Annotated in this window: 14 protein-coding genes and 1 pseudogene; 5 read left to right on the forward strand and 10 right to left on the reverse strand. The window is 46.4% G+C overall.

The window, feature by feature from the left end; genetic code table 11:
• Window positions 1-2: 2 nt before the first annotated feature.
• The 3 genes from GZ78_RS22645 to GZ78_RS22655 form a co-directional block, all read right to left on the reverse strand.
• A complete protein-coding gene (locus GZ78_RS22645) occupies window positions 3-1,055 on the reverse strand; it encodes an ABC transporter permease (protein WP_034841359.1) in 1,053 nt (350 codons plus the stop codon).
• A 1-nt stretch (window position 1,056) separates the two neighbouring features.
• Complete coding sequence (locus tag GZ78_RS22650) at window positions 1,057-2,145, reverse strand: microcin C ABC transporter permease YejB (RefSeq protein WP_034841362.1); 1,089 nt, start codon at window positions 2,143-2,145, stop codon at window positions 1,057-1,059.
• Window positions 2,146-2,342: 197 nt separating this feature from the next.
• Entirely contained in the window at window positions 2,343-4,331 is a 1,989-nt protein-coding gene (locus GZ78_RS22655) for an extracellular solute-binding protein (protein ID WP_236631661.1), read from the reverse strand.
• Between the two features lie 592 nt (window positions 4,332-4,923).
• Here GZ78_RS22655 and GZ78_RS22660 point away from each other — a divergent pair.
• A complete protein-coding gene (locus tag GZ78_RS22660; RefSeq protein ID WP_034841364.1) occupies window positions 4,924-6,231 on the forward strand; it encodes an OprD family outer membrane porin in 1,308 nt (435 codons plus the stop codon).
• Between the two features lie 642 nt (window positions 6,232-6,873).
• Here the strand turns inward: GZ78_RS22660 and GZ78_RS29115 are convergent.
• The 3 genes and pseudogenes from GZ78_RS29115 to GZ78_RS22670 form a co-directional block, all read right to left on the reverse strand.
• Window positions 6,874-6,954 (reverse strand): annotated as a pseudogene (locus GZ78_RS29115) (transposase domain-containing protein); the annotation flags it as partial.
• 206 nt (window positions 6,955-7,160) lie between these two features.
• The gene (locus GZ78_RS29120; RefSeq protein ID WP_034841366.1) at window positions 7,161-7,355 is read right to left on the reverse strand and encodes a hypothetical protein; all 195 of its coding nucleotides are present in this window, start codon (window positions 7,353-7,355) and stop codon (window positions 7,161-7,163) included.
• Between the two features lie 35 nt (window positions 7,356-7,390).
• On the reverse strand, window positions 7,391-8,428 hold the full coding sequence (locus tag GZ78_RS22670) for a hypothetical protein (RefSeq protein ID WP_152558897.1): 1,038 nt from the start codon (window positions 8,426-8,428) through the stop codon (window positions 7,391-7,393).
• A gap of 151 nt (window positions 8,429-8,579) precedes the next feature.
• On the opposite strand from GZ78_RS22670, the gene GZ78_RS30480 reads away from it, so the two are divergent.
• Window positions 8,580-8,765: a hypothetical protein gene (locus GZ78_RS30480; RefSeq protein ID WP_236631662.1), complete on the forward strand. Its 186-nt coding sequence runs from the start codon at window positions 8,580-8,582 to the stop codon at window positions 8,763-8,765.
• 90 nt (window positions 8,766-8,855) lie between these two features.
• Here the strand turns inward: GZ78_RS30480 and GZ78_RS22675 are convergent, their stop codons facing one another.
• The 4 genes from GZ78_RS22675 to gloB all read right to left on the reverse strand — a co-directional run bounded on the left by GZ78_RS22675 (window position 8,856) and on the right by gloB (window position 15,060).
• On the reverse strand, window positions 8,856-10,667 hold the full coding sequence (locus GZ78_RS22675) for an extracellular solute-binding protein (RefSeq protein ID WP_034841371.1): 1,812 nt from the start codon (window positions 10,665-10,667) through the stop codon (window positions 8,856-8,858).
• Window positions 10,668-10,675: 8 nt separating this feature from the next.
• Complete coding sequence (locus tag GZ78_RS22680; RefSeq protein ID WP_034841374.1) at window positions 10,676-12,511, reverse strand: extracellular solute-binding protein; 1,836 nt, start codon at window positions 12,509-12,511, stop codon at window positions 10,676-10,678.
• A gap of 107 nt (window positions 12,512-12,618) precedes the next feature.
• Window positions 12,619-14,235 (reverse strand): lytic transglycosylase, encoded by a 1,617-nt coding sequence (locus GZ78_RS22685; protein WP_051786473.1) that lies wholly within the window; start codon window positions 14,233-14,235, stop codon window positions 12,619-12,621.
• 39 nt (window positions 14,236-14,274) lie between these two features.
• Window positions 14,275-15,060 carry a hydroxyacylglutathione hydrolase gene (gene gloB / locus GZ78_RS22690; protein ID WP_034841376.1) on the reverse strand — a complete coding sequence of 262 codons (786 nt, stop codon included), beginning with the start codon at window positions 15,058-15,060 and terminating at the stop codon, window positions 14,275-14,277.
• A gap of 254 nt (window positions 15,061-15,314) precedes the next feature.
• Here gloB and GZ78_RS27840 point away from each other — a divergent pair, with 254 nt between their 5' ends.
• The 3 genes from GZ78_RS27840 to dnaQ are packed head-to-tail and all read left to right on the forward strand — an operon-like array spanning window position 15,315 to window position 17,220.
• Complete coding sequence (locus GZ78_RS27840; protein ID WP_051786474.1) at window positions 15,315-16,088, forward strand: class I SAM-dependent methyltransferase; 774 nt, start codon at window positions 15,315-15,317, stop codon at window positions 16,086-16,088.
• Window positions 16,085-16,537, forward strand: a complete 453-nt coding sequence (rnhA, locus tag GZ78_RS22700) for a ribonuclease HI (RefSeq protein WP_034841379.1) — start codon at window positions 16,085-16,087, stop codon at window positions 16,535-16,537. The genes GZ78_RS27840 and rnhA overlap by 4 nt, the downstream gene beginning before the upstream one ends.
• On the forward strand, window positions 16,534-17,220 hold the full coding sequence (dnaQ, locus tag GZ78_RS22705; RefSeq protein ID WP_034841381.1) for a DNA polymerase III subunit epsilon: 687 nt from the start codon (window positions 16,534-16,536) through the stop codon (window positions 17,218-17,220). Before rnhA ends, dnaQ begins: the two co-directional genes overlap by 4 nt.
• Window positions 17,221-17,337 lie beyond the last annotated feature (117 nt).

Consider the following 17,337-nt stretch of genomic DNA (forward strand, 5'->3'; position numbering starts at 1 on the left):
GTTTATTGACCTGTAACGTATTTACGTGGATCCAGAGCGTCACGGGTGGCTTCCCCGATAAACACCAGAAGGGTCAGCATCACTGACATCACCATAAAGGCCGTGATGCCCAGCCACGGGGCCTGAAGGTTATTCTTACCCTGAGCAATCAGTTCGCCCAGAGAAGGTGAACCTGCAGGCAGGCCAAAACCCAGGAAATCCAGTGAGGTCAGGGTGGTAATGGCACCGGTGAGAATGAATGGCATGAAGGTTACGGTTGCAATCATGGCGTTGGGCAATATGTGACGAAACATTAGTCGTCCATCGGTCATACCCAGAGCTCTGGCTGCGCGAACGTATTCCAGGTTTCGACCCCGAAGAAATTCAGCACGCACAACATCCACCAGAGCCATCCAGGAAAACAGAAGCATAATCCCGAGTAGCCACCAGAATCCCGGTTCAACAAAACTGGATAAAATGATCAGCAGATAAAGGCTGGGCATGCCTGACCAGACCTCAATAAAACGTTGTCCGATAAGGTCGATGCGCCCCCCGTAGAAACCCTGCAGTGCTCCCATGGCGACACCGATCAGAGAGCTGAAGAGCGTCAGAATCAATCCAAACAGTACTGAAATTCTGAACCCGTAAATCACTCTGGCCAGAACATCCCGGCCCTGGTCGTCTGTGCCCATCAAGTTTTCAAGGGTTGGAGGGGCAGGGGCAATACGGGCATAGTTAATAGTGTCATAGCTGTAATGAATGGGGGGCCAAAGCATCCAGCCATGGGGTTCAATCAGCTCTCTGGCATAGTCCTGGCGATAATCCATTTCCAGTTCAAACTCACCACCAAAGGCCGTTTCTGGATAGGTATGGAAGACCGGGGTATAGATTTCTCCCTGGTAATAAACCAGAAGCGGTTTATCGTTGGCGATAAACTCTGCCAATAATGTTGAGAAAAACAGGAAGCTGAAAATCCAGAGAGAATAATAACCTCTGCGATTACTCTTGAAACTTTTCCAGCGGCGCTGGTTGAGAGGACTTATGCGAGAAGGCTTTATTGTTTGAGACGAATCCATTTTAACCCCTCGCCTCAAAATCAATTCGTGGGTCAACCAGCATATAGGTCAGATCCCCCAGCAGTTTTACGACCATGCCGATCAGTGTGAAAATAAAGAGTGAGCCAAACACCACAGGGTAATCACGGTTGATGGCAGCTTCATACCCCAGCAGGCCAAGACCATCCAGTGAGAATATGATTTCTATCAGCAATGAGCTGGTAAACAGGATACCAATCAGGGCTGACGGGAATCCCGAGATCACCAGCAACATGGCATTCCTGAAAACATGCCCATAAAGCACCTGATTATTGTTCAGTCCTTTGGCTCTGGCGGTTTGAACATACTGGCGGTGAATTTCATCAAGAAATGAGTTTTTGGTTAGCATTGTCAGTGTGGCAAAGCCCCCAATGACGATACAGAAAACCGGTAGCACCATATGCCAGGCGTAATTCAGGAACTTGCCCAGAAAACTGAGCTGGTCAAAGTTTTCAGAGGTTAAGCCACGCAAGGGGAAGACATTCCAGTAACTGCCACCGGCGAACAGGACGATAAGAAGAATGGCCAGCAGAAAGCTTGGAATGGCATAACCTGTTGTAATTATTGCGCTGGTCCAGACATCAAACTGGCTACCATGTTTCAATGCTTTGCGAATTCCCATGGGGATGGAAATCAGGTAGATCAGCAAGGTGCTCCATAAACCCAGAGAAATAGAGACTGGCAATTTTTCTTTGATTAGATCGATGACTTTGGCGTCCCTGAAAAATGAATCACCAAACTCAAAATGGACATAGTTAACCACCATCTGAATAAAGCGCTCATACGCGGGTTTATCGAAGCCGTACAGTTTCTCTATGTCTTTGATCAGTTCCGGGTCCAGTCCTCGTCGGCCACGGTATTCACCGGACTCATCCATACTGAACTGTTGTATTTCGGCGCTGTTTGAACCCCCGATTCGACTGATAGCGTTGATCTCAAAGCCTTCAAGTTTTGCAATCATTTGTTCAACAGGCCCTCCGGGAGCAGCCTGGATAATGACAAAGTTCAGTAACAAAATTCCAAACAGTGTCGGAATCATTAACGCCATTCGGCGCAGGATATAGCTCTTCATAGTCGGATCATTTCCAACGGCTAAAGTGATGGGGTTGCCAGCCTGGCAAATAGAAAGAATTCAAAGGCTTCCCCCAGAATCAGACCTCAGATCAAACCAATGCATCTGACCATCTGTTGATGGATGGTGATGAAACACTCAGCGGATCGATCAGTAAGGTTGGTCAATCCGCTGAACAGGCATCACATCCATTGAAATTACTTCTGATTTTTTGAACGGCGAATCAGCCAGCCAAGAATAAGAATGATCAGTAGAATGCCCGCAGGCCATATAGGCATCCCTTTGTCTTGAACTTCCTTATCGGGGCTATCGGCGGTGGGGTCGTCGGCCTTGACGGTTTCTGGTTCTACCCACCAGGTATCCAGATCAAACTGGTATAGGGGTTCCTGATCCGGTTTGCTCAGAGGGTGGTTTAGAGGTTTCCAGTACGCTACGCGAGTGCTGGCCAGATACCAGTGCGGAATAATGTATTCGTTCCATAACAATACCCGGTCGAGGGCTTTGACGGCTGCCACCAGGTCGGCTCTGGAGTCTGCATTAGTCACCTCTTTGATCAATCCATCGATAACAGGGTTCTTGATGCCTATCAGGTTACGGCTTCCGGGGAGGTCTGCAGATTCGCTGCCCCAGAAATCCCTTTGCTCATTGCCGGGTGAGCTGGATTGAGGGAAACGGCTGACCAGCATGTCATAATCAAAGCTTCGGATTCGATTGATATATTGAGATATATCAACGATTCGCAGAGTGACTTTGACGCCCATTGCCTCCAGGTTTTTCTTCATGGGCAGGGCCACTTTTTCAATTGAAGAATCATGCAGCAGGATTTCAAACTCAAAGGGCTTTCCGTTTTTCCTGAGCGCGCCACCTTCAAGTTTCCATCCAGCTTGCTTCATCAGTGCCAAGGCATCGTTCAGCTGATTTCGGATTTTGCCACTGCCATCGCTCACCGGCAGTGTGTGGGGTTGAGTAAAGAGCTCTGCAGGCAACTGTTTTCGCCAGGGCTCGAGGTAAGTCAGTTCTTTACCCTCAGGAATTCCTGTGGCTTCCATATCTGAGTTGGCAAAGTAGCTTCTGGTACGGGTATAACCGTTATAAAAGAGGTTTTTGTTCAGCCACTCGAAATCCATAGCGTAATTCAAGGCCCTGCGCACCCTTACATCCTTAAAGGAATCCCTGCGAAGGTTGAAGACAAATCCCTGCATGCCCTGAGGGGATTTGGTAGGAATGGATGCCTGAATCAGGTCCCCCTTTTTAACAGCGGGGGTGTTATAGGCAGTGGCCCAGTTTCTGGCAATATTCTCAAACCGGATATCATACTCACGGGCCTTAAGAGCCTGCAGAGATACATTGGCGTCACGGTAATAATCATAGCGACGCACATCGAAGTTATAACGACCTTTATTCACCGGGAGGTCTTTGCCCCAGTAGTCGTCAACCCGGTCGTAGACAATACTTCGGCCTGGCTCAGCAGAGCGGATCGTGTAAGGACCACTGCCCAGAGGTTGAGTGAGATTGGCGAGTTCAAAGTTGTTCGATGCTTTTTCCCAGAAGTGTTTAGGCAGAATTGGGAGCTGGGCAATAATGAGCGGCAGTTCAGGGTTGCGATTGTCTTTGAATACAAAGCGGACGCTGCGTTTGGACAGTGCCTCGGCTTTGGTAATGTCACTATAGTAAGCCCGATAAAAAGGCGAGCCTTTATCCCTGAGCAACTCAAAACTATAGACTACATCTTCTGCAGTTATAGGTTGGCCGTCATGAAAGCGGGCTTGCGGGTTGATATGAAAAGTGATGCCACTATTGTCCAGCGCGGGTTCAGCATACTGGGCAACCAGTGCATACATGGAAAAAGGCTCGTCGGCACTGCTGGTCATCAAGGTATCGTAGATTAAGCCAATGCCTGCTGCTGGAGTGCCTTTCTCAATATAGGGATTAAGGCTGTCAAAAGTCCCCATACTGGCCATTTTAAGTGTCCCGCCCTTGGGTGCATCAGGATTCACATATTCAAAGTGATCGAAATTCTTTGAATATTTAGTATCGCCGTGCAGTGAAAGGGAAGAGCGTTTATTAATTGCGTCCGCTGCTGTGACTGATACAGGCGTCATAGACAGGGAAAGAAAGAGGGTCGCAATAGGGAGAACGTTGGAAATCGTTGTCTTTAACGATCGTATCATCATTGTATCGGTCATGGTTCGCCTGGATCGCATTGTTATAACTATCGCCTCTATAACTATAGTCGGCACCTTGACTACAGGTATTACTTCTTGCGGAGTTATTTCGATTCCTGACAATAGTTTAAACATTGACTAAACGTCACAGGCAAGATTTTTTAATCGATTTATTCAGTATCTGACCTGATCAAAGGAAATAAAAAAGCGAGCACTGCGAGGGGCTTGTTCTGGAGGAGCTAATCCCTTGCGATAAAATGATAGGCCAATAGGGCATATACCATTGAGAAACCATTGAGGAATAACCGCATACTGCAGAGTACAACACGATCAAGGGCTTGCACACGGTTGTCAGCGCGTCAATCACAGGCATCGCTATGCCTGATATATTCTTACCGGCATGACTTTAGCGTCTGACACTAATATCTTCAGACATCAGTAAAAGTTGATCTGAAGCAATTAAAAATGCCGATAGAACTATAGAATTGACGAATATAAAGAATAGGGAATCATAGAGTTCCCAATTTTTATACTCTTAATGTAATCGGTTACATTAAGAGGCTGAAACACAACAGATCACATAACACGCCCGAGTACACACAGGGGAACATTAATGTTCAAAAAGACCATGCTGGCCAGTGCTGTAATGGCTGCTGCTTTTGTCTCCACCGGTGCCCACGCTGAAGAGACTGGTAACCCTTTCTTCGATGATGCCACGATCTCTGGTGGCATCTACAACTTCACCCGTATCCGTGATCGTAAAGACGGTCCTGATGGGGATTACGAAGAAAACATTCACCACTCCACAGCGATGGCCAGCCTTGAGTTTAATTCAGGTCTGATCAATGGCTGGTTCGGTGTTGATATGGGGGTTTTCGGCACCTATGACCTTTGGAATTCCGGTACTTCCCAGTTCAGTGAATTCTCCCTGATCGATGACAAGGGCGAGATCCAGAATGGCTTCAGTGTTTATAAAGCCAATGCAAAGTTCGATTTTGGAGCCTTCAAGGCTCGTACTGGCTACCTGCAGCCCACTGGTCCTGGTGTTCTGGGCGTAAACTGGAGCTTTGCTCCAGGTACCTACACAGGTAGTGAGCTGACCTACAGCGAAGGTGGCCTGAACCTGGCGTACTTCTGGGCGAATGAATACAAGAGCCCATGGACTTATGATATGGAAGGTATGCTGCGCGAAGACGGTACACGCATGAGCTATGTACACAGCTTCGGTGCCAGTTACGACTTTGACAACGGTGTCAGCGTTCTGGGTGCTTTTGGACAGGGCGAAGACTATGTTGACATGTACAAGTTAAAGCTTGGCTACAACAGCGAAGGTCTGGGTCTGAGCTACCAGTTTTACGGTATAGACGATAAAGCGGACGATGGCTCAGCCAATGATCTCTATGAAGGCATGGGCTACCAGCACGCGATTACTTCCAGCCTGGCTAAAGGAAACTGGACTTACCGTGCAGAAGCTACTTACACACGGGCTAAAGGACAGAAAGGTGCTTTTGTCTTCCGTCCAACCTATGCTTCTGGCGAATCTAATGGTGCCTACGATATTTGGTGGGATCAGCGCTCTGACTTCAACCATGATGGCGAAAAAGCCGTTTTCGCCGGTGCCTGGTATGACTTCACCGAGATGGGTTATGCGGGTTGGACAGCAGGCTTCTCTGTGGGCTATGGCTGGGGTGCGGAGTCCCAGGACACCTCCATTACCACAGAAGAGCTGGAAGAAATTGGTTACAGTGTTGACGTTGGCTATACCTTCCAGACAGGTAATCTGAAAGGCGCTACCGTCGCTCTGCACGCGACCTATTTTGACCTGAAGACCGATGTTGGCAGCTACACGACAGCATTCCCCAATGCTTTCCAGGATGAGAAAGACATCAAGTTGATGTTTATGATGCCTTTCACTCTGTAATAGAGTTAATAGCAAGCTCAAAATGATGTGTGGGGTCACCAGTAGCATGTTCTGCTGGTGGCTTTTTTATATAAGGCTAGTGAAGGTGCGAATAGCCTTCCCGGAGTTTAAATTTCTGCAATCATTTTTAAGTACTAGAAACCTTTAATTGCTGTCAAACCACTCAAGAAAAATCAAGCCGTATTGGAACTGGATGGTCTTTTTGCATATAAAACAGGAAGGTTCCTGGAGCGATTCAAGAACCCTCGGCCGACAGAGGGTGTCGCAAAACCTACTACAAGCCGGTAATCTGTATATTAAAGTAGCTTTACCGGCTTCAGCATGACGACAAGAACTCAACTCCAGCTTCATTTCCCTTGCTTTCTGGGGCAGGCAACGTAGTAAAAACTCTTGCAAGCAATACCACAGGCAGACGCTGAAAAATATTCATGATTCCGAGATCATTTACTTATAACTCTAAAAATTTAGGAAATAACTCTCCTTAGCACCAAATTTCGCTATATTTTTTGCTTACAGTTTGAAATAAGGTAAACACTCAGCCAATAACACCTACCCTGCATGCCTTAAGCAGGGTATTTTAAAGGCTCTGATTTGATGTTCATTGGTAATAGCCCGGTTACATCCGACCCTCTTGGGGAAGGAGGGCAGGATTGTCAGCACATGCTTCAGCCAGGTATAAGGCTCATGGCCATTGATTTTGGCCGCTTCCACCAGGCTGTACAGAGGATGGACAGATCATGCTGTGGGGTATATTCGGCATAAAAGAGTTATCGTCAAATCTGGTGTTTGAGTCAGAATCAGGTGGCCTCCTGATCAGTGTCATTCACTGCGCGAATTCCATCTTTGAAACGAATGTCTTGAACGACATCGGCAGCGTTTTTCAGTACTTTGACTCAGCTTGAGCACCATTGACAGAATGCTGTCACGACTCACACAGTCCCCAGATAAGGCAGAATCAGCATTGAATTGAATGTGTTGCCATTGCCATTGCCATTGCCATTGCCATTGCCATTGCCATTGCCATTGCCATTGCCATTGCCATTGCCATTGCCATTGCCAGAGCGGCCTCGCACCTTTGGAACTTTAACGGGAACAGAGCCTATGCCCGTTTGTATTTCCCGCATATACCCGTGACAGGGTACGCCACCTTTTTATGTCTTCAAGCACCAGAAAGGAAGAGAACTCCAAAAAAAAGACCAATGTACGCTGTCATAGCGATTACAAGAAATCCTACTTCTCCTAAATCGCCGGTATAAAATCGCAACCACGCACTGATCAGAGGTGAGGGGGAAGTGTCAGAATAAGAGAAAGGCGCTTTAGAGGGCGTTGCTCTGTCTTGTGTTGTTTTGATAGGCAGCGCTTCTTCCGAAGTTTTGTAACTGACCTTTGAAGTGGAGGGTATTATCGTTGTTTCGCTTTTGACTTCTAAGGGGATGCAGGAAGATGCTTTAGGGGGACGAGGCTCATAATGCAAAATATTATTTTTTTCAGCGGGTATGATTTTACACATCGACACACCAGAGCAATAAGAAGTAAATCCATAAAGTACATTTTTTATAAAAACAGGCTGTCTTGAAAGCTCATTTTTCATGCAACCCTCTACAGAGCATTCATGCTTTTTGTAGTTGGTATGTTTAATGGTGACTAAATTATTAGTTAGATTTTTAGTGTCATAGGTCTCCACGTAAACCAATTCTTTAGCGGCAACATCTTCGTCCAGAGTAGTATAACGGAGGGGGCTGTAACCGAATCCATCTTCAAGCCGAATAGATACAATGTCATCTTTTTTCCATTTAGGCGCATTATCCATATTTCTGATATAACCAACACCAAAGGGATACTTTGGCGTAAACACTTTAATGACCCACTGACCTTCCTCCTCAGACTCTACAGGTTCTCCCCTGGTATTCAGCCCTCTGAGGTGAAGCTTAATTTTATTAGCATGTTGCCCACTAATAAGAAGGTTACCAGCATCGTAGAAACCAGAGAATAGAAAAACAGAACTCGATTCATTAGTACTTTCAGAACAGTCCACTCCGTATGTTTTGTGCTCTTTGATCTGGAAAACAGAGGCACTAAAAGAGCTTAGATAACCTAAATCATCATTCTCAAAATTTTTTTCCTCGGGTAAAACCGGATAAAGCACCGAAAAACAGTGACTGCTTATCAATAATAAACAAGATAAAACCGCGCGCATTGTATAGATAACCGCTGACAGGAATAACGCAATAATGTTAGTAGATGTTTATATTTAAAGGACTGATTTGATTAAAAAAATGATCGTGGTGTGAAAATTGAAAGACAAGAATTTGTCTCTGCTTGGTAGGTAGGAAGCAGGCTAAGTTCCAGTGAGTAGTTGGAAGCACCAGTGTTCAGTAACTATGCTGACGAATCGGTCAGTATTCTCTATCGACATACGGGATAATGCTGTCAAACTGACCGGTGACGGCTTGTCTGAACTCTCCACCTTTTGGGGTATCCGGGTTGGTGTAATCAAAGTGTTGAAAGTTATGACGGTCTTTGGCTCACCATAGAGACTAATGGCATGCGTCAAGGGAATCTTTTCTGATCCCCATACAAAGCTGGCAAGCATTATGAGATGAATAACCCGGAAACGATTGGCTTCAATGTTTTGCTTTTTCCCACCAGATACTGAGATCTATTGCACCGTACAGACCGCCATTATCCGGGTAGCTGAATTGACTTCGATGAGCCACCCGCCAGTAAGGGTGATAGATCTGGGGAATGGTGTAATTTTCCCAGAGTAATATCCGGTCCAGTGCCCTTGTTGCTGTTTTCAGTTGTTCTATTGATTCAGCTTTAATGATGTGATCAATCATGGCGTCGACAGCAGGGTGGCTGACTCCTGCCATATTCTGGGTGCCTTGCTCATCGGCAGTGGTACTGCTCCAGTATTCTCTTTGTTCGTTACCAGGAACGTCCGGCTGAGGGAAGGTTCTGAGTATCATGTCGTAATCATGGTTGCGTATTCTTCGAATGTACTGAGAGACATCAACCGATATGATTTGCATGTCTATACCGAGCATTTCCAGATTGGTTTTGAAGGGAATAGCAATGCGTTCCTGCTCCGGTACCGCAAGCATCAGTTCAAACTTGAGAGGCTCTCCCGTCTTCTTATTGACCGTTTTGCCTTTTTTGAGTTCCCAACCGGCTTTCTTAAGCAGTTGATTGGCGTAACTGAGTTGTTTTCTGATCTTGCCACTGCCGTCGGTTTGAACTCCAGTCCATGGTTGTTTGAACAGTTTCTCTGGAAGTAATGTTCGATAAGGAGACAGCAATTTGATCTCGGCTTCACTTGGAATTCCCTTCTGGGCAAACTGAGAGGTGGCAAACAGACTTTTGGGCGCTGAGTAAATGCCATAAAGAAGGTTTGAGTTGGTCCAGGCTGAATCATAGCCTTGGCTGATGGCTTCCCTGACCCGTTGATCTTTGAAAGGTCCTTTGCGACTGTTAAAGATAAATGACTGCACCTGAAAACTTTTGCGAGGGTAGTTTTTCTTGAGAATATTCCCCGAATCGATCTCTTTTCCTTTGTAGGCATAAGTCCAGTTCTTGGCCAGGTTCTCTATGCGAATGTCATAATTTCCAGCAAGAAACGCCTCAAGTGAAATGGTTGAGTTCCTGAAATACTCCAGCTTGATTTGTTTAAAGTTATTCCGACCCATATTGACCGGCAGTTTTTCAGCCCAGTAATCGTTATTTCTTTCAAGAAAAACTTTTTGTCCAAGTTCATACTGTTTGATGGTATAGGGCCCTGAGCTGACCGGGATCTGGATTTTACTGTCACTCGCAGGTTTCTGATCCCAATAACTGCTGTGTATGATCGGTAGCTGAGCTAAACGAAAAGGGAGTTTTTTATCTTCGGGTACATTAAGGGTTACTTTGACCCGATTACCGGGTTCAACGTCTATTTTCTCAACATCCTTCATGAGAAGTTTATAGCTGGTAAAGTCTCCATTTTTGTACTGAAGAAAAGTGTCTCTGACGACTTTAGCGGTGATGGGAGTTCCATCAGCAAATCGAGCTTTAGAATCAATGACAAAGCGCACCCAGCTACTGTCTTCAGGGTATTCAATACGCTCTGCAATCAATGGATAAAGGCTGTTAGGTTCATCTCGGCTGGAGAACATCAAACTGTCATAAATATAGGAACCGACAGCAGCAGGTACGCCTTTGGATGTAAAAAGGTCAAAGGTGTCATAAGTGCCAAGCACGGCCAGCCTGACGTTGCCCTGACGAGGAGCGTCGGGATTAACATAGGAGAAATGCTTAAAATCAGACGGGTATTTGGGCGTGCCATGCAGGCTGACGGCATGACTGGATTGATAGGGTTGTTGATCATCCGCCAGAGAGGAATATGAAGCCCAGGCAAGGTTCAAAACTATAAAGCGGCATGCCCATCGTTTGATAGTCATTATTGTCCTTATTGTTTGATAGCGGTAGGGGTCATCCACCAGGAAGTCAGACGTATGCCATAGGGTGGAAAGCGATCTGGAGGTTGAATGTGCATCCAGTGTGCGACTCTTATAAAACGACCCTGCCAGTTCGGAATAAAGTAATGTTCCCAGAGTAAAACGCGATTTAATGCCCACATTGCCGTATAAAGATCAGTTTCATTAGCTGCCGACAAAGCGTGTTCTACCAGAGAGTCAATTGCCGGGTTATGTATTCCGCTTATATTCTGGCTTCCTTCGATCTCTGCAGACTCGGAATGAAACAAGCTTCTCAGGTGTTCTCCGGGTAGAAAAGGAATGGCCACAGTTGTTTGAACCATATCAAAATCTCTTTGTCGTATTCTTTGTTGATATTGGCTCAAGTCAATGGCTCTAAAATCCATTTTGATACCCACGCTTGCCAGGTTAGCTGCAAATGGCAGTATGATACGATCCGCCAGTTTACAGTAGTGAAGAAATGTAAATCGAAGAGGCTCATTGTCTCTATTTAACAATTGCCCCTGATGGTAGCGCCAGCCTGCATCTTTAAGTAGTTTGAGGGCTTCTCGGCGCTGAGTCGTTATGTTCCCGTCACCACGTGTTTTCGAAAGCTCGAAAGGTAAGGTATAAAATTGTTCTGGTAATATTGTTTGAAAAGGTCTTAATAACGCCCGTTCTCTTTCATCCGGTATGATTGGGGTATTGGCTTCATGAGCCGTAATAAAACTGGTGGTTCGGGTATAGGCGTTATGAAACAGAACTTTTGATGTCCATTCCCAGTCCAATAACATACTGATCGCCTTTCTGACTCTGCGGTCCTGAAACAATGGGGATCTCAAGTTAAAGGCAAAGAACCTTCTGCCATAGTGCATGTTATCAGGGATGTTTACCTTAGCGATTCTGCCTTGCTGCATGGCGGGAAAAGAGTAACCGGTCTGCCAGTTCTTGGCTTCAGCTTCATAGTGAATATCAATCTCTCCGTTTTTGAACGCCTGAAAGCTCACGTGCCTGTCCCGGTAAAAATTCAGGGTTACGCGGTCGAAATTATAGAGTCCTTTATTAACGGGTAAGTCTTTTCCCCAGTAGTCTCTGACTCGTTCATAGACAATGGATGAACCAGGTTTAACTTTGGCAATTCTATAAGGGCCACTGAGCAGCGGAGGAGTCAATGTAGTTAGGCTGAAATCACGAGTTTTCCAGTAATGTTGGGGGAGAACGGGTAGTTCACTGAGTTTGATAGGGAGAGCCTTTGAAGCAGACGGTTTGAGCTGGAAGTGAATGATGTGTTTATCTTCAATGGTTACGCGCTCAACCTGTTGGAGAATGGGTTTGAAGTTCGGGTGGCCCTGTTTTAACAGTATGTGGAATGAAAACTCCACATCTTCTGTAGTGATAGGGTGCTGGTCATGAAACCGGGCATTTTTTCTAAGTTTGAAGGACAGCTTATGTTGGCCTGGGGTGTAGGCAACAGCTTCAGCAATCAACCCGTAGGCGGTATTTTTATGGTCCATTGAGGGAGCGTATGCGCCGGTTCCAACCATCAGAGGCTCATTCAACTCGAGAAAGCCAAATCGAAACGTGTTATTTGCCGATGTTGGTGCGATGCCTCTGGCAGTATAGGGGTTCAGTGTATTAAATGTACCTAAAGCAGCCAGACGTAAATGTCCTCCTTTTGGGGCGTCCGGGTTGACGTAATTGAAGTGTTTGAAATCGTTTTTATAAAGGGGGGCGTCCATGATGGAAAGGTGGGGTTGCCACTGTTCATCAGCAGCGAGAAGTATCGTGCCTTGCATGAAAAGAAGTAAAAATAGCGTCAGTGGCTTCAATGATGCTTCCCGGTAATATTAAACCGATTCAATATAGCATCGACAGGGTAGTGTTTTACAGAGAGGGGTCAGACCCTTGAAATTAAAGGGTCTGACCGATCAGTGAATTAGTCGTATGCGCGCGTCACATCAACATAGAGAGTGAGCTGCTGTCCAGGCTGCAGGTATTTACTGTCAAAGGTATTCCAGTTTTTAATCTGAGCAATGGCAACATTAAATTTATCAGCAATACGTGACAGAGAGTCTCCGTTGCGGACTTTGTAGTTTACTTTACGTACAACACCGTCCTGAGCTGCGGGCGTTTTAGTCCAGACAACCAGTTTTTGACCTATACGAAGTGTGTCTCTGGGGGACATGTTGTTCCAGCGCGCCAGTTCCTTGATGCCTGTATTGTACTGATTGGCAATACTCCAGAAGCTGTCTCCGGATTTAACGGCATAATTCAGTCTGTGACGTCCTGTGCGCTGGGTGTTTTGTTTGGTGATTCTGCGCTGACTGGCTGTCAGAGCGTACTCTTCCCTGTCTTTTGCTGGGACAGGTATCAGAAGACTTTGACCCACCCGAATCAAATTGCCTTTCATTTTGTTAACTTCTTTGATGAGCTTGGGCTCAGTACGGAAGGTTTTGGCAATTTTAATCAGACTGTCTCCAGACTTAACCGAGTAGCGGCGCCACTGCATGCGTTTTTCAGCAGGCAGCTGAGCCAGTTGAGTGCGGAAAGATTCTGCTTTAGCAATGGGAACCAGAAGGTAATGTGGGCCTGAAGGAGGCGTTGACCAGCGATTAATCCCCGGGTTCAAGCGATACAGCTCATTAAGCGGTACACCAGAGAGTTTGGAGGCTCTGGCCATATCGAGCTGGCCACCGGTCTTCACCTTGGCAAAATAGGGTTTGTTCGGTATGGGCTTGAGCTTAATGCCATACTTGGATGGATTTCGAACAATCTTGCCCAGTGCAATCAGTTTTGGCACATAAGCTGTGGTTTCTCTAGGCAGGCTAAGATGCCAGAAGCGAGTGGATTTACCCAGCTTCTTGTTCTTGTTAACTGCATTCAAGACCCGACCGGGTCCGGAGTTAAAAGCAGCCAGGGCTAATTCCCAATCCCCAAACATCTTGTGCAGGCTGACCATGTAGTCCAGGGCCGCCTGGGTAGCGGAAACGACATCGCGACGACCATCGTACCACCAGTTCTGCTTCAAACCGTAATGTTCACCGGTTGCAGGCATGAACTGCCAGAGTCCGGAGGCACCTGCATGAGAGTAGGCAAAGGGGTCAAACGCACTCTCTATGACTGGCATTAAAGCCAATTCCAAAGGGATACCCCGTTTTTCCGCTTCCATTAAAATAAAATAGAAATAAGGACTGGCACGGTCTGAAACCCGGTTAAAGTAACCCTGATTTTTTTTGTACCAGCGCAGTTCTGCCAATACTCTGGGGTCATTATTATCAAGATTCATGGCCAAACCCCGGCGGGTTCTTTCCCAAAGATCCGTGGCAGGTTTTTCAGCTACTTGTTTTTTAACCGCTTTCTTGGCCGTTTTTCCTTTGGTAACTTTTTGCTCGGCCTTGGCAGGAGGTGTTGTGCCAGCGTCTTCCATAGAAAGACTCTGACAGCCTGTTAGCGTCAGTGCCAGTGTTGCGGCTCCTACTACACGCGCCAGAGTTTTAACCTCGGCTCCTGCAGGTCGGACAGATGTTTGTTCTGTAATCGAAGGTTCAGACATAAAAAGGTTATTTATCTAGAAGGAACACAGGTTTTATCGTCATTGAAAGCGATCCTTCCACTGACGCAAAGCACCAAACACTTCTGCCTCGCTAGACAAAGTTGTATCCGGGGCGTGCTCCTTAACTGCAGTAATGACGCTGTTCTGGTCAGTACGCATAAATGGATTAATGGTCAATTCCAGCTTGATTGTAGAGGGGAGACTTGGCCTGTGCTGTTGGCGAAGCTGTGTCACTCTATTCAGATAATTGTCAATGGAGTGATTCTCGGGTTCTACAGCCTTTGCAAAAGCCAGATTTGCCAGAGTGTATTCGTGTGTACAGTATATCCGGGTGTTTTCCGGAAGAGAGCGAAGCTTATCAAAAGAGCTCTGCATCTGTTCAGCGGTGCCTTCAAACAGGCGGCCGCAGCCTGCCGAAAAAAGGGTATCACCACAAAACATAAACGGGTCACCTTGATCAGGGATTGAAAAAAAGACGATATGATCGAGGGTATGTCCCGGAGTTTTTAAAATTTGAAAGTGTGTGTTCAGCACCGTGAATGTATCAGAATCTCTGAGCGGGTGCGTGATGGAAGTAATGGCTTCATTATCAGGGCCATAGACGGGTATGTTACGGTTTTTTGTTAATGCTTCTATACCGTTTGTATGGTCCCAGTGATGATGGGTAACCAGAATGCCAGATAGCTCAAGACCCCATGCTTCCAGTGATTGTTCAACAACAACAGCATCACCTGGATCGACAACCAGGCACTGTTGGCTGCTGTTTTCAGAGAGCAACCAGATGTAGTTATCTTGAAAAGCCGGAATGGCTCTAATCTGGATCATGGATGGTATTCTTCGTTTATGACAATTTTGTCTGTAATGTTCACAGCCATTCTAACGTCAAGATCTGTTAGAAACATCATTTTTTACAGACATTAAGTGTAAAGTCGGTACTATTTTCTTTACGATTGTTATCTGAAGATTACACAGATGCTGGTCGAATCCTGTTGCGCCAGATAAGATGTGTCATTGACCAGGACAACATTCTGGCTCGAGATTTTTGCTGAATTGACTACAGCATTCATGGAAAAAGCCTGATGCAACGGTTTAAAAAATCTACCAGGCCTGAAATGCCCCAGAGGCTTCAGGCTCTACAGGACTGGATGACCTCCGGTTCGGGAGAGTTTGTACTCAAGACAGAACGCAGCCTTATCGAGCATGAGTTAAACTATATCTTCGGTTATCATGCTGTGGAGTTATCTGTGTCTCCGACTGCAAGCCTTCTTTCAGGCTCTCAGGTCAGTCGAAATTTTCAGTTTCATCCTTTAATGACTGATCCCTCGTCTTCATTGCTGCTGGACCCTTATCACTGGCCAGTTACCCCGGGTAGTCTTGATCTCGTATTACTGCACCATATGGTTGAAGTTTCGGATCGCCCGCATCGACTTCTCAGTGAGGCGGGTAATACCATCATACCGGGCGGCAAGATGGTGGTCGTAGGCTTTAATCCTTTGAGTCTTTGTAATGTGAAGCGAATGTTACTTCCGAGTTATCGAAAGTTGTTCAGCGGCGTTCAGTTCATCAGTCCCAGTCGAATGAGGGACTGGTTAACGCTTTTGGGATTCAGTGTTGAGAAAGTTATTCATGGCGCGTATTTGTTTCCGGGCAATCCTTCGGTGAAGGGCATGGGAGCAGAACTGGTTGAACAGCGCTGTCATAATTGGACGCTGCCGTTTGGCAGTTTTTACATCATAGTAGCTACCCGGGAAGTGGCGGGCATGACACCCATAAAGCCCAGCTGGTCTTCCGTGGGTCAGCCCCTGGTCGGTAACCCGATTACCGGATCCAGTCGAGTAGGAGATAATCGTTGAGCAAGCTCGTTGAGCTTTTTACAGATGGTGCCTGTAAAGGGAATCCAGGTCCTGGAGGTTGGGGCGTGGTGTTGCGCTTTGGTACCGCTGAAAAAGGATTATATGGTGGTGAAGACGATACCACGAATAACCGTATGGAGCTGATGGCTGCTATTGTGGGCCTTGAAACACTGACCCGGTCTTGTGAGGTTCGTTTAACAACGGATTCTCAGTATGTCCGCAAGGGGATAACCGAGTGGATGTCAGGCTGGAAACGCAAAGGTTGGAAAACGGCCGCGGGAAAACCGGTAAAGAATCAGGACTTATGGGAGCGTCTTGATGCCCAGAATACTCGTCATTCGGTTGAGTGGTGCTGGGTAAAAGGTCATGCCGGACACCGGGAGAATGAAATGGCCGATGAGCTGGCCTGCCGTGGTGCTGAAGAGATTATTAAAGGTAAGAAGCAATGACCCGTCAGATCATTATGGATACGGAAACCACCGGAATCGATCCGTCTCAGGGGCACCGGATTGTTGAAATCGGTTGTGTAGAGATGATCGACAGGAAGCTGACCGGTAAGACTTATCACGTCTATATCAATCCTGAACGACATATGGACGATGAGGTTATTCAGATTCATGGCATTACCAATGAGTTTGTTAAGGACAAACCTTTATTTGCTGCGGTCGCCAATGACTTTCTTGAGTTTATCAAGGGGGCCGAGTTAATAGCCCATAATGCGCCGTTTGACGTCAATTTCCTTAACCATGAGTTGAAGTGGTTGGACTCAGCCCTGGGCCAGCTTGAGGATTACAGCAAGATAACAGACTCTCTGGCGCTTGCCAGAAAGAAGCATCCGGGCCAGAAAAATAATCTTGATGCATTATGTAAGCGATATTTTATCGATAACTCAGCCCGTACGTTTCACGGAGCGCTGCTTGACTCGGAAATACTTGCAGAAGTCTATCTTGCCATGACCGGTGGCCAGACTTCTCTTCTGCTTGGCGGCAGTGGCGAAGGAGGTGAGGACGATGCTTCTGTTATCAGACGTTTATCATCAGACAGGCCTGCTTTAAAAGTCATAAAGCCTACGGATGAAGAGCTGAAGTTTCATCATGAAAAACTGGAAAAAATTGGCCAGCAAGACTGGTAAAACTGTCCTCTCAGGGCGGTGTTACTGCTCTGCCTTTCGACTATACCCGATGCCTGAGATTAGTAGGTGATGGGTATAGCCGGTCTCACCGCTAAATATCTATAAAACCAGTCATAA

This window comes from Endozoicomonas numazuensis (genome assembly GCF_000722635.1).
Classification (GTDB): Bacteria; Pseudomonadota; Gammaproteobacteria; order Pseudomonadales; family Endozoicomonadaceae; genus Endozoicomonas_A; species Endozoicomonas_A numazuensis.

Excerpts from the sequence above, each read along its gene's own strand:
- GZ78_RS27840 (WP_051786474.1), top strand. The coding sequence starts at position 15,315 with ATGCAACGGTTTAAAAAATCTACCAGGCCTGAAATGCCCCAGAGGCTT.
- GZ78_RS22645 (WP_034841359.1), bottom strand. The coding sequence starts at position 1,055 with ATGGATTCGTCTCAAACAATAAAGCCTTCTCGCATAAGTCCTCTCAAC.
- GZ78_RS22670 (WP_152558897.1), bottom strand. The coding sequence starts at position 8,428 with ATGCGCGCGGTTTTATCTTGTTTATTATTGATAAGCAGTCACTGTTTT.
- gloB (WP_034841376.1), bottom strand. The coding sequence starts at position 15,060 with ATGATCCAGATTAGAGCCATTCCGGCTTTTCAAGATAACTACATCTGG.
- GZ78_RS22650 (WP_034841362.1), bottom strand. The coding sequence starts at position 2,145 with ATGAAGAGCTATATCCTGCGCCGAATGGCGTTAATGATTCCGACACTG.
- GZ78_RS22660 (WP_034841364.1), top strand. The coding sequence starts at position 4,924 with ATGTTCAAAAAGACCATGCTGGCCAGTGCTGTAATGGCTGCTGCTTTT.
- dnaQ (WP_034841381.1), top strand. The coding sequence starts at position 16,534 with ATGACCCGTCAGATCATTATGGATACGGAAACCACCGGAATCGATCCG.
- GZ78_RS22655 (WP_236631661.1), bottom strand. The coding sequence starts at position 4,331 with ATGACCGATACAATGATGATACGATCGTTAAAGACAACGATTTCCAAC.
- GZ78_RS22685 (WP_051786473.1), bottom strand. The coding sequence starts at position 14,235 with ATGTCTGAACCTTCGATTACAGAACAAACATCTGTCCGACCTGCAGGA.
- GZ78_RS29120 (WP_034841366.1), bottom strand. The coding sequence starts at position 7,355 with ATGCGGGAAATACAAACGGGCATAGGCTCTGTTCCCGTTAAAGTTCCA.
- GZ78_RS22675 (WP_034841371.1), bottom strand. The coding sequence starts at position 10,667 with ATGACTATCAAACGATGGGCATGCCGCTTTATAGTTTTGAACCTTGCC.